This is a genomic window from Pseudomonas sp. TNT2022 ID1044 (assembly GCF_028656895.1).
In the GTDB taxonomy this organism is placed as follows: Bacteria; Pseudomonadota; Gammaproteobacteria; order Pseudomonadales; family Pseudomonadaceae; genus Aquipseudomonas; species Aquipseudomonas reinekei.
The window spans coordinates 96,701-109,996 of record NZ_JAMDHB010000007.1 but is presented as its reverse complement, the minus strand read 5'-3'; the positions used below and the strand labels follow the sequence as shown (position 1 = coordinate 109,996).

5 protein-coding genes are annotated in these 13,296 nt (G+C 61.5%); 4 read left to right on the top strand and 1 reads right to left on the bottom strand.

Annotated elements, in window-relative coordinates; translation table 11 throughout:
• Window positions 1-616: 616 nt before the first annotated feature.
• Window positions 617-1,324: a cysteine protease LapG gene (gene lapG, locus M5G20_RS10820; protein ID WP_273919130.1), complete on the top strand. Its 708-nt coding sequence runs from the start codon at window positions 617-619 to the stop codon at window positions 1,322-1,324.
• A 22-nt stretch (window positions 1,325-1,346) separates the two neighbouring features.
• Window positions 1,347-3,287, top strand: a complete 1,941-nt coding sequence (lapD, locus tag M5G20_RS10815) for a cyclic di-GMP receptor LapD (protein ID WP_273919129.1) — start codon at window positions 1,347-1,349, stop codon at window positions 3,285-3,287.
• Between the two features lie 187 nt (window positions 3,288-3,474).
• Here the strand turns inward: lapD and M5G20_RS10810 are convergent, their stop codons facing one another.
• Window positions 3,475-9,156 (bottom strand): retention module-containing protein, encoded by a 5,682-nt coding sequence (locus M5G20_RS10810; protein ID WP_273919128.1) that lies wholly within the window; start codon window positions 9,154-9,156, stop codon window positions 3,475-3,477.
• A gap of 595 nt (window positions 9,157-9,751) precedes the next feature.
• On the opposite strand from M5G20_RS10810, the gene M5G20_RS10805 reads away from it, so the two are divergent.
• On the top strand, window positions 9,752-11,110 hold the full coding sequence (locus M5G20_RS10805) for a TolC family outer membrane protein (RefSeq protein WP_273919127.1): 1,359 nt from the start codon (window positions 9,752-9,754) through the stop codon (window positions 11,108-11,110).
• 18 nt (window positions 11,111-11,128) lie between these two features.
• Entirely contained in the window at window positions 11,129-13,288 is a 2,160-nt protein-coding gene (locus M5G20_RS10800) for a type I secretion system permease/ATPase (protein ID WP_273919126.1), read from the top strand.
• The last annotated feature ends 8 nt before the right edge of the window (window positions 13,289-13,296 follow it).

Below are 13,296 nucleotides of genomic sequence, written 5' to 3'. Positions count from 1 at the left end.
TTTGGGTTTGGGTTTGTGTACATATCCGTTGCTGTGGTTATGGCCACCTAGGGTTCCGCCCTTACGGCGGGTTACTTGGAAGAGCGCCAAGTAACCAAGCGCTTTTGCCCCTTTCGTTCGGTGCCTCGCTGTGGCTCGGCATGCCCTCGCTCCGGTCCTGCTCCGTGGGCCCGCCGCCATCGGCCATCCATGGCCGGGGGCGGCTAACCCGGCATCCATGCCGGGTTGCCCACTGCGCAGAACCTCCACTCGGCCTCACGAGGGGGCGAATACCGCCACCGCACCGCGAGGCGGCCTGCCGGCCGGCCTGTTTATCTGGTTCGTGCGCATCTTTCCTGTAGGAGCCGGCTTGCTGGCGATGGCGGTATGTCAGCCGCGATGATGTCGACTGAAACACCGCCATCGCCAGCAAGCCGGCTCCTACAGTTGGATCGGGGGTATCTGGTAAAGACTGGTTGGCTGGTAGGCCGTCATCACCGAAACCATAAGCCGCCATACCCGCAGCAACGGATAAAAAAGACAAGTCGGCTACCAGACTGCCTCGACCCGACGACCAGCCCCCACCTTTCAACAAACACCACCTAGACTTCACCAATCTGCACCCGAGCAGCCTGACATGCCCCGCGGTCCGCGTAGTCCAGGATGGCAAACGCCCCGACTTCGGTTCGGCGGATGGCTGCTGCTGACCGCTTTCCTGCTGGCAGGATTGAGCAGCGTCCAGGCCAATTGGGATTTTGCGCAGATCCTGCAAATCGCCGAAAAGCGCTACGGCACCCTCGGCCCCGCGCGCGGGCGAATCGAAGCCTGGAGCCAGATGCTGCAGAGCGAACGCGACGCATCGGAGCGCGAGCAGTTGAGTGCGGTCAATCGCTTCTTCAATCAGCAACTGAATTTTCAGGACGACACCCGCATCTGGCGCCAGACCGATTACTGGGCCACGCCCGTCGAGGCCCTGATCAAGGGTGCCGCCGACTGTGAAGACTACGCGCTGGCAAAATATTTCAGCTTGCGCCAGCTCGGCATTCCCAGCGAAAAATTGCGCATCACCTACGTCAAGGCACTGGCTCAGAACCAGGCACACATGGTGCTGACGTTCTACAGCAGCCCCACCGCCGAACCACTGGTGCTGGACAATCTGATCGGCGAAATCCGCCCCGCCTCGCAGCGCAAAGACCTGTTGCCGGTGTACGCCTTCAATGCCGAAGGCCTGTATCTGCCGGGCAAAAACGGTGGTCAACGCAGCAGCGATTCAAAAAAACTCTCGCGCTGGCAAGACGTTCTGCAAAAGATGAAAGCTGAAGGGTTCGCCGTGGGCGAGGGCTAGTCGCTACAGCAAGGAGCGATTCATGAAACTGCGCAATCAATTGTTTCTCGCCATCTGCCTGTTTTTGCTGGTGGCGTTCAGCGGCAGTTTTTTTGTCGGCCTGGAAAGCTCCCGCGAGCAGACCCTCGGCCAGTTGCGCGCGCACGCCCAGGATGCCGCCACCGCCCTGGGTTTATCGCTGACTGCCCAAGTCGATGACCCGGCGATGATGGAGTTGATGGTCAGTTCGATTTTCGACAGCGGTTATTTCAGCAACATCCGTATCATCAGCATCGATAACCAGCAAGTTCTGATAGAGCGCAGCGCCTCGACGCAGATCAAGGGTGTGCCTGACTGGTTTGTCAGCCTGGTGAATCTGCGTCATGAAGGCGGCGATGCGCTGATCATGCGCGGCTGGGAGCAGGTGGCGCGGGTCGAAGTGCTGAGCAATCCGCAGTTCGCCCTGGCCAAACTCTGGGACAGCACCCTGGGCAGCCTGATTTGGTTACTGGTGTGCGGATTACTCAGTGCAGTGTTCGGTGGCTGGCTGTTGCGGCGCCAACTTCGTCCGCTCGACAGCATGGTCCGCCAGGCCGAAGCCATCAGTAAACGCGAGTTCTTGAGCCTTCCTGAGTTGCCACGCACGCCGGAGCTCAAACGTGTAGTACTGGCGATGAACCAGATGATCGAGAAGCTCAAGGCGTTGTTCAGCGAAGAGGCGGCGCGCAGTGAGAAGCTGCGCAGCGAGTCTTATCAGGACAGCCTGACGGGGCTGGCCAATCGGCGCTTGCTGGATGAACAATTGGCTGACCATTTGCTGGTCGCCGAACAAAGCTGTGAGGGTCATTTGTTGATGCTGCGGCTCAACGACCTCAACGGCCTCAACCAACGTCTGGGCGGCCAGCGTACCGATGCCTTGATCGGCGCGGTCGCTGAATTGCTCAAGCGCCTGACGCGGTTGCCGCAGCGACGCACCTGGTTGGCCGCACGCAATCGCGGGGGGGAGTTCAGCCTGCTCACACCAGGTCTGGGGACCGAAGAGGCGACGCGCCTGGCCTCCGAGATCAGTGCCACTCTGGAAAACCTGCGCCTGACCGGTGCCAGCGATTGCATGCCCGTCGCCCATCTGGGTGTCGTCGCGTACCACCCCGGCGAAGCCGCCACCGATGTGCTGTTGCGCCTTGATCAGGCGCTGACTGAAGCCCGCCAACGTCCCGAACGTCCTTGGGCGCTTGTGAGCCACGGCGAAAGCACTCCGAAACAATCCCATCACGACTGGCGCACCTGGATCGACGACGCCCTGACCCAAGGCAAATTGCAGCTGTACTTTCAACCGGTGGTGCAATGCGCCGACACCCGTGAGGTGCTGCATCACAAAGTCGTCGCTCGCCTGCTCGACCCGCAGGGCCAGGCGATTGCTGCCGGACAGTTTTTGCCATGGATCGAGCGTTTCGGTTGGTCGGCACGATTAGACCTGGCGATGCTCGAAGCGACCTTCGACTACCTTGCGGTCAATCGACGGCCGCTCGCTTTGAGTGTGTCCGGCGCTACCTTGCGCGACCAGTCGCAACTGAAATTGATCTTCGACATGCTCGAATCACTGCCGGAACTGGCACCGCTGCTGACCCTGGAAATCGACGAACGCCAACTGCCGCCTCCCGACGAACTTCAACGATTGAGCCATAGCCTGCTCGACACCGGCTACCGCATCGGCCTGCAGCATTTCGGCGGCAGCTTCAGCCAGATCGGCAACCTGACCCAGCTGGGCCTGGCGTATCTGAAAATCGACGGGACCTATATCCGGCACATTGACGAGCAGCCGGACAAACGGCTGTTTATCGACGCGATTTTCCGCGCGACCAACAGCATTGACCTGCCGTTGATAGCGGAAATGGTCGAGACCCGGGGTGAGCTGGACGCGATCAGGGAGTTGGGCGTGTTCGGCGTGATGGGACGATTGATCGGGCCGCCGGAGCCGATGTGAGTTTTTTTCCAATACACCGCGTTATCGTTCATCGCGAGCAAGCTCGCTCCCACAGGTATTCGCGGCGAACACCCAATCCCGGTTCACTGAAAACCCTGTGGGAGTGAGCTTGCTCGCGATTGCGGTTTCACATTCAACAGTTGAAGTTGACTGATCCAACGCAATTGCGAGTAGCCCGCTTTTCAGATCAGACAGTATCCACCTTCAACGAATGATCATTGAGCATGCCGTTGATGATGGTCGCCGTGTCCGCCCCCGCAATCATCCCGCCCGCCCCCGGTGTGACGCCGTAATGGCTGGCCAGGTCGACGCCGGCCAGGTCGATGGTCTGGTTTGGCGCCGCGCCGGCCATGCCGCTGACGTCGATGCTGGTGACCAGTGACGCGCCGCTGCCGCTGACGGTGAAGTGCAGGTAATCATCGAGCGACGCGGCGGTACCGTTTTCCCCTTGCAGCAGTTGCGACAGGTCGAGTTTGTCGGTGCCCGGCGTAAAGTCAGTGATCACATCGTGGCCGCTGTTGCCCTTGAGCCACTGGAAGGTGTCCGCGCCGCTGCCGCCGGTCAGGGTGTTGTTGCCCAGGCCACCGATCAGGAAGTCATCGCCGCCCTCGCCCTTGAGTATGTCGTTGCCCAGGCCGCCGGTGATGATGTTGCTGTTGTTGTCGCCGGTAAGGTTGTCGTTGAAGTCCGAACCGACCAGGTTTTCGATGGCGGTCAGGGTGTCGGTGCCAGCGCCGAAGGTGTTCTGCGGCCCGAGCTGGCCGAGATTGACCGTCACCCCGGCGGTGGCATGGGCGAAGCTGGCGGTGTCGTTGCCGATACCGCCATCGAGCACGTCGTTGCCCGCGCCGCTGAACAACAAGTCATTGCCCGCATCGCCATGCAGCGTGTTGTTACCGTTGCCCGCGGTGAGCACGTCATTGCCGTCACCGGCATTGATGATGTTGTCACCGGCGCCCGCCACCAGTGTGTCGTTGCCCGCGGTCCCGGTGAGGGTGTGACCGTCCTGATAGCTGATGCTCAGGTTGGCGCTGTCGCTACCGCCATGGTTGTCGCTGGCGGTGTAGGTGCCGTGGTAATCCGGGGTAACGTCGTGGGCGCCGGAATAATCGAGCTTCATGGTCAGCTGATAGTCTTCCGCTTTGCCTGCACCGCTGCCGCCACCGACGTTGGCAATGTTGGTGACATGAATCTGGTAAACGCCATCGGCGTTCGCCGTAATCGTCTGGCCATCGGCGAGGGCGATCCAGGCACCGCCGTTGATGGAGTACTCCATGGTGATATGGCCGGCGGCCAGGTTGTGGTCGAGGTTGAGGGTTTCGCCTTGCTTGAGGTTGACGGTGATACGGTCCTGATCGTTGGTGTTGGCCGCAGTAACCGGGCCCAGGTAACCACTGATCACCAACAGGGCCGTCATGGACGCCGTATTGGCCGCGAACGAGCCGCGCACATTGCTCAGGCTCTGGTTGCTTGGCTTGACGCCGTTGCCGGAGAAGTCGATCGCGCCGGTCCCGGTGAAGTCGGCACCTTTGGCGATCCAGCCCGTATTGAACGTGGTTGGCGAGGCTTTGAGCGGATCGCCATCGGCGTCGGTATCGTTGGCCAGCAGCAATTCACCCGGCACCGTCACGCTGCCCGAAAGCACGTTGGTGATGATGTGATCATCGGTGGCCACCGGTGCGGCGTTCGGGATGACTTTGATCACCAGTGTCGAGCTGGCGAGATCGCCGTCGTTGTCGCTGAGCGTGAAACCGATGTTTTCCGTGAGCACCACCGAAGTGGTTTTCTGCGACACGTAGTTGTATTCGCCGGTGTCGAGGTTCACCACCAGCGTGCCCTTGTTATCGGTGGCGATGCTCAGGGTGTTGTTGGTCGTGTTGAACGTGCCGTGGTTGGCGCCGCCGCTGAAGTTCAGCGAACCCTGGTTGCTGTTGCCTTTCGGATCGTAGGTGTAGGTGGTGCCGTCGACGGTGATGGTTTTGATGAAGCCGCCATCCGCTCCGAACGACCCACCCTCGCCCAGCAGCGAACCGGTGACCGGTGCGCCAATCACCGTGCCCGAGAGCACTGAATTGAGTTGGCCAAGGTCAGTCACGATCACGGCGCCGGTATTGGTGCCCGTGCCGGTGCCGTCATACGCCAGCGGATCGAGGGAATCATTGTCGACGTTTTTGCCCAGGCCGATCGCGTAGTTCTTGATTTGATTCTCGGTGAGGAACTCTTTCCAGTTCGCCTCGTCTTGCGTCCCGATCGAACCTTCATTGGGTTTACCGTCGGAGAAGAAGTAGCCGACGTTCTGTGCGCCTGTCAGCTTGCCGTTGGTGTTGAACGCGTCTTGCGCCACGTCCACCGCCGCGTCGTAGTTGGTGCCGCCGCCCGCCGTGAGGCCGGCGACGATCGACTTGGCGGTCGCCACGTCGACCCACACCGACGTCTTGTCGGTGGCATTGCTGCTGAACGTCACGATCTGCACTTTAACGTCGCCGAGGTCGTCGTACTTGTCGAGCAGAGCACTGATCGCCTGCTTGGCCAGCGCCAGCCGCGACAGGCCTGGCACACCGGATGCGTCAGCCATGCTGCCGGACACATCGATCACCAGCAGCAGGTTGGAGTCGATCTCGACCGCCGCCACCGAACGCTCCGAAGCCACGGCCTTGGGCACGTCATCGACAATGTTGACCACGATGGTGCTGGTGGTGGTGTTGCCCAGCGCATCGGTAGCCTTGTAGGTAAACGTATCGCTCAGGGTGTTGGGGCCATCGTTGGCGCCCGGGGTAGTTTTCGGTGCCGAGGTCAGGGTGTAGGTGTAAGTGCCGTTGGGGTTGAGCAGGATTTGCCCGAACGTGCCGCTGGCATTGCCGACCAGGGTGTAGGTGATCGCGCCAGAAGCGCCGCTGACCGAACCGACCAGCGTGCCGGACGCGGTTTCACCCGTGTTGCCCGGTTCGCTGCCGGTAACGCTGCCAGCCGCCAGATCCAGCCCATCCTTGTTCAGGTCGAGGGCTTTTTCGTAGACGGTGACGTCGCTGTCGCTGACCGCTTGCAGGCAGCTGTTGTACACGTCGATGGTGATGGTCGTGGTGCTTTGATCGCCATCGGCATCGCGCACGGTGTAGGTGAACACATCCACCGCACCCGGGCCGCTGACGGTGTTCGGGTTGCTGTGATAGACCGCGTTGCCATTGGCGTCGAGGGTCAGGTAGCCGTAGTTGCCGTTGATCTGCGTGTTGAGACCGCCGACTGCCGGGGTCGAGGTATTGCTGCCCGCACGCACGCCGATCACAGCGCCCAGACCGTCGGCGCCGCCGATGTCGTTGTCCAGCACGTTGCCGCTGACGGTGCCGCCTTCCTGTACCGAATCAACATCGGCTTTCGCGGTGGGCACGTCATCGACGATGTTGACCACGATGGTGCTGGTGACCACGTTGCCGAGGGAATCAGTGGCCTGGTAGGTGAAGGTTTCCTGGGTGACGTTTGGCCCATCGTTGGCGTTTGGATTGGTGCTCGGTGGCGAGGTCAACGTGTAGGTGTAGGTGCCATTCGGATTGAGCTGAATTTGCCCGTGAGCCCCGGTAGCGCTGCCGACCAGTGCGTAGGTAATCGCCCCCACGGCACCGCTGACCGAACCGACCAAGGTGCCGGACGCCGTTTCACCGGTGCTGCCCGGTTGACTGCCAACGACTGTGCCCGGCGCCAGATCCAGCCCATCCTTGTTCAGGTCGAGGGCTTTTTCGTAGACGGTGACGTCGCTGTCGCTCACCGCTTGCAGGCAGCTGTTGTAGACGTCGATGGTGATGGTCGTGGTGCTTTGATCACCATCGGCATCGCGCACGGTGTAGGTGAACACATCCACTGCACCCGGGCCGCTCACGGCGTTCGGGTTGCTGTGATAGACCGCGTTGCCATTGGCGTCGAGGGTCAGGTAGCCGTAGTTGCCGTTGATCTGTGTATTGAGACCGCCGACTGCCGGAGTCGAGGTATTGCCACCGGCACGCACGCCGATCACCGCGCCCAGACCGTCGGCGCCACCGATGTCGTTGTCCAGCACGTTGCCGCTGACGGTGCCGCCTTCCTGTACGGAGTCCGCGTCAGGCTTGGCGGTTGGCAAGTCATCGACGATGTTGACGTTGATCTGCCCGGACGCGGTGCTGCCATCGGTGTCGGTCGCGACGACGTTGAAGTTCTCGGTGATGCTGTTGGTGCCCTCGGCATCCGGATGGGTTTCGTTGTCGACCAGGGCGTAGCTGTAGCTGACCACGCCGGTTTCCGGGTTGAACCCGGTGATGGTCAGGGTGCTGCCCAATGGAGTGGTGATCGATTGCGGGAAACCGACGGCCACGCCACCGCTGACCACGGTGATTCCACCCACGGTCAGGGTTTGCAGGCCATCGAGTGCAGTGACGGTGAAGGTGCCATTTTGGGTCAGCGCCGCAGTGTTGGGACTGGTGCCGTCCGTGAGGTTTTTCTCGTAGACGGTCAGTTCACCGCCCTCGACGTCGAGGCCGTTGATCGTCACCCCATCATCGTTGTTGTGGATGTTCAGCACCAGGTTGGCGGTGCTGCTGTCGCCGTCGGCATCGGTCAGGGTGTAGGTGAACGTCTCGGTGCCGTTGCCGCCGCCGTTCAGGGCTTTGAAATCGGGGTCGCTGGTGTTCAGGGTGTAGGTGTAAGTGCCATTGGCATTCAGCACCAGGGTGCCATAGGTACCGATGAACGTGCCGGGGGTGATCGGCCCGGAGTTTTCACCGACCGGCACACGGTCCGCGCCTTGCACATCGTTGGTCAGCACGTTGCCGTTGAGCGTCAACTGGGTTTCCGACGCCACGCCGTTATCGTCGTCGATGGCTTTGGGCACATCGTCGGTGATGTTGATGTCCAGCGACCCGGTAGCGGTGTCGCCATCGCTGTCACTGGCCACCACGGTGAAGTGTTCGCTGAGACTGGTGCCGTCACCGGTGGTGTGGGTTTCGCTGCCATTGAGGGTGTAGCTGTAACTCACCACGCCGGTGACCGGGTTGTAACCGGTGATGGTCAGGGTGCTGCCCAACGGGGTGGAAATCGACTGCGGGAAACCACTGGCCACACCGCCGCTGATCACGTTGATCCCGCCGATGCTCAGGCTGCTCAAACCGTCGGGGGCGTTAATGGTGAAGGTGCCGTTCTGTGTCAGGGCACCTGGATTGCTGGCCGAGCCAGTGGCGAGGCTAGCCTCCTTGACGGACAGTTCACCGCCCTCCACCGACAGACCGTTGAGCGTGACCGGATTGTCTGCCGCCGGGGGAACCTGCGGGGTAACCACTGGCGGCAGCACGGGCGGCAGCACGGGGGCAGTCACCGCCGCCGGATCACCGTCGGGATCAATATCGCCGGCGAGGCGTTCTTCCGGAAACTCGGGAATGCCATTGAACCCGGCAGTGGGAAAACCGATGTTCGGGTCGACGCGCCCACCGACTTCTTCGAGCATCACGAAACTGTGCCCGCCCCCTGCCCCACCACCCGGTGCGCCGGTCGATGGCCCGGCCGCCGTGGCTTCGGCGGTTTGTGTCGGGTCGTCACCGGCGGCAATGGCTTTTTGCAGTTGTTCGACATCGCTCAGTTGCGCCTGGCTGGGCGTCACCGCTTCGGCAGTGTTCACGTGAGGCGTTTGATGGGCCAGCAACTGTGGGTTCATTTGCAGGCTGCTGCCGCGGCCGAGGGTTAGCTCCTGGCCATTTTGCAAACGCACCGCCACCGCGCCTTCGGCTCCGGTATTGAGTTGATCACCGGCGAACAGCCGGTCGCCCTCGACCAGGACACGCCGCGTGCCGTCGCTCGCTACCGCGAACACCTGACCGATGATCTTGCTGACAGTACCGATGAGCGTAGCCATGTGCATTTCCTCCGCTGCCAACCGCTGTCGGCACCTTTTTGTTGCGAAGAACATGCACACGGCTCAAGCGGGCTGCCGGGCGGATCGTCTACCGGTCAGTGGCGCAACCTGAGTTAGCCACGGCCCTGGCGACGATCTCGCCCTGCGTGTTGCTCACCGGCGATGGTGAAGTTTTCGAGTTCAAATCCCTTTGCAATCAATGGCATCGGAATCCCGATCAAAAACAGTTCGCCCTGTGAGCATTGCGTAACGGTTTTGAACCAGCCGAGTGACAGAAAACCGTCACTCCAAACCGCTCCGCATCCCTCCCCTCCAGCACTTCTCCGCCCATGTCGATAAGTGGATTGGAACTTTCCATCAAGCCCCCGATGAGCGCCCTAAAGCTCATAAAACAAGGGCTTTCGAATTGAACAATGTCTTGGATTTGGCAGAGCGCATAAGTTTTTTTTGGCATAAGTTTTATGAGAAATACTTCTTAGGTTCTCTCCAGAATGTTCTTAGCTCTTCTGTAAAACGCGTGAAACGGTTTACCTATAAATGTCGTCAAATAATTGGCGACTGATAAAGAACCATCAGGACTCCAGGGAGATGCACCATGCGCCTTTTAACCCCCCTCTGCAGCGCAGTTTTATTGGCCATGGCCTGCACGTCTCAAGCTCACGCCATGTCATTGACCGAAGCCATCCAGAGCACTATCGCCACCCACCCGGAACTGGCGTCGCGGGTAGACAGCCGTTTGTCGGCTGATGAAGACGTGAAGGTCGCAAAGGGGGGCTTTTATCCATCGGTGGACTTGAATGCTGCGTACGGGCGCGGGTACAGCGATAACACCAACACCCGCGCGTTCGGTAACCATCACACCGAAATCCTCAATTACACCCAGTCGGAACTGCGTCTGCGGCAGATGCTCTTCGACGGGTTCAACACGGCCAACGAAGTCGAACGCACCAAAGGCGTGGTCAACTCCCGAGCCTATTACGCCCAGGGCACCGCCCAGGATCTGGCCCTGCGTACCATCGAGGTCTACCTTGAAGTGCTCAAGCGCCGTGAACTGGTGACGCTGGCCAAGAACAACCTGCAGGCTCACTTGCGCGTCAACGATCAGATCGGCCTGCGCACCGAGCGCGGCGTCGGCAGCAACGCTGACGCCGACCAGTCCACCGCGCGTCGGGCATTGGCGGAGAACAACCTCGACACCGCCGAAGTTGACCTGGCGGACGCCGAATCGAACTTCGCTGCTGTGGTCGGACGCCTGCCCGATGAGCTGGAAACACCGCCGTCGACCCGCGGCGAACTGCCGGCCACGCTGCAGGAAGCTCAGCAAAGCATGGTGGAAAATAACCCGTACCTGAAATCCGCCCAGGCCGACGTGCAATCGGCCGAGAGCCAGTACGAAGTCGCCAAGTCGCCGTTCTATCCACGCTTCGACGCCGAGGCGGCAGTGGGCGCGAACAACAACATCGCGGGCGAAGAAGGCCATGACAACGAATGGCGGGTCGGCGTGGTGATGAACTACAACCTGTTCCGCGGCGGCAGCGACAAGGCGCGCCTGCAATCGGATGCGCACAAGATCAATCAGGCGATGGATATTCGCAACAACGCCCTGCGCCAGCTCAACGAAAACATCAATCTGGCCTGGAACGCCATGGTCAACGCCAAGAAGCAAACCCCGACCGCCCGTGAATACGCCGACACCAGCAAACGCGTACGCGTGGCGTATCAGGATCAGTTCGGCCTCGGCCAACGCACCCTGCTCGATCTGCTGGACAGCGAAAACGAGCTCTACAACGCCAACCGCCGCTACACCGAAGTGCGCTACACCGAAGAGTTTTCGATGTACCGGGTGCTGGCGAACATGGGCCAGCTGTTGAGCAAACAGCGGGTCGTTCTACCGGCCGATGCCATCGCCCAGACCGAAGTGAAAAGCCAAGCCCGTCTGCCTGAATTGAAGTAGTGCACGGGAGCAATCAATGTGACCAGCATGGAACCCGGCAACACTGGTGTCGATCCGCGCCTGAGCTTCGATGACCCGCTCCTGGATGGTCTGCTGATCCTCTGCAAACTCCACGGCGCGACGGTCAGTCGCGCCAGCCTGAGTGCCGGGCTGCCAATGGCACACCAACGCCTGAGCCTGGACCTGCTGCCCCGCGCCGCAGCCCGGGCCGGCTTGCAGGCGCGCCTGCTGCGCCGCGACCTGAAAGACATCTCCCCGCTCAACCTGCCGGTGATGCTGCTGCTCACCAACGGACGCACCGCTGTCCTGCGCCGTTATGGCGAAGACGGCCGGGTGCTGATCCTGCCCAGCGAAGCCGACGGCGGCGAACAATGGATCAGCCCGCAAGAGCTGGCCGAACATTACAGCGGACAGGCCTTGTTCGCCCGGCCACGGCACGAACTCGAAGACCTGCGCTCGCCACTGGTGCCCCGGGTACAGGCCTGGTTTCGCGACACCCTGAAACTGTCGAAATGGCTGTACAGCGATGCGATCCTCGCCAGCTTCCTGATCAACCTGCTGGGCTTGATGGTGCCGCTGTTCGTGATGCAGACCTACGACCGCGTAGTGCCGAACCAGGCCACTTCGACCTTGTGGGTGTTGTCCATCGGCCTGCTGATCGGCACCGGTTTCGAACTGGTGCTGCGGGTGGTGCGCGTGCATTTGCTGGACACCGCCGGCAAGAAGACCGATGTGATTCTCTCGGCAACCCTGTTCGAGCGCATCACCGGCATGGCGATGAAAGCGCGGCCAGCGACCATCGGCGGCTTTGCCCAGAGCATCCATGACTTCCAGGGCCTGCGGGAATTTCTCACGGCCGTGACCCTGACCAGCCTGATCGACCTGCCCTTCGCATTGCTGATGCTGGTGGTGATCGGCCTGCTCGGCGGCTGGCTGGTGGTGATACCGCTGCTGGCGTTTCCGATCACCATCATCTTCGCCATGATCATTCAGTCACGCCTGCGTGACACCGTGCAGAAAAGCTTGAGCCTCGGCGCCGAACGCCAGGCGCTGTTGATCGAAACCCTCGGCGGCCTGGAAACCCTCAAGGCATGCAGCGCCGAAAGTGAGCGCCAGCACAAATGGGAAAGCACCCACGGCGCCCTCACCCGCCTCGACAGCCATGCCCGCAACCTCTCGGCACTGGCCACCAACGGCACGCTGTTCATCCAGCAGTTTTCCGGCATGGCCACCATCGTGGCCGGGGTCTACAGCATCATCGCCGGCAACCTCAGTGTCGGCGCACTGGTGGCGACCTACATGCTCGGCAGTCGCGTGCTGGCACCGCTGGGGCAAATCGCCGGGCTGATCACCCGCTACCAGCAAGCGCAATTGACCATGAAAAGTACCGATGCACTGATGTCGCTGCCCCAGGAGCGCGATGCCCGGCAACGGCCTCTCGAACGCACGCAACTGCAAGGCGCACTGGATGTGGTCGGCGTGACGTTCCACTACAACGGCCAGGCCGCGCCGGCGCTGGCCAACATCAGTTTCAGCGTCAAACCCGGCGAACGCATCGGCATCATCGGCCGCAGCGGTTCGGGCAAAAGCACGCTGGGGCGACTGGTGATGGGTTTTTATGAGCCGGAAGAAGGCCAGCTCCTGCTCGATGGCCTGGACCTGCGGCAACTGGACGTGGCCGACCTGCGCCATCAGATCGGTTATGTCGCCCATGATTTGCCGCTGCTGGCCGGCAGCCTGCGCGACAACCTGACCCTCGGCGCACGCTACATCAGCGACGCCCGCATGCTCGAAGTCGCCGAACTCACCGGCGTCACCGAACTGGCCCGGCAACACCCGCAAGGCTTCGACCGGCCCGTCGGCGAGCGCGGACAGCTACTGTCCGGCGGGCAACGCCAGGCCGTGTTGCTGGCCCGGGCGCTGCTGCTCGACCCGCCGATCATGTTGCTCGACGAACCCACCAGCGCCATGGACAACAGCAGCGAGGATGTTCTGCGGCAAAAGCTCCACAACTGGGTCCAGGGCAAAACCGTGCTGCTGGTCACACACCGTACATCGATGCTCAGCCTGGTGGATCGGCTGGTGGTGCTCGACAACGGGCGGATCGTCGCCGACGGGCCGAAAGAAGCGGTCATCGATGCATTGCGCAAGGGCCGCGTCGGCTCTGCCGCGGTCTAGGAGTCGCC

What these genes read in the sequence shown, in the direction of transcription:
- lapG (WP_273919130.1), top strand. Translation starts at nt 617, where the DNA reads ATGCCCCGCGGTCCGCGTAGTCCAGGATGGCAAACGCCCCGACTTCGG.
- lapD (WP_273919129.1), top strand. Translation starts at nt 1,347, where the DNA reads ATGAAACTGCGCAATCAATTGTTTCTCGCCATCTGCCTGTTTTTGCTG.
- M5G20_RS10810 (WP_273919128.1), bottom strand. Translation starts at nt 9,156, where the DNA reads ATGGCTACGCTCATCGGTACTGTCAGCAAGATCATCGGTCAGGTGTTC.
- M5G20_RS10805 (WP_273919127.1), top strand. Translation starts at nt 9,752, where the DNA reads ATGCGCCTTTTAACCCCCCTCTGCAGCGCAGTTTTATTGGCCATGGCC.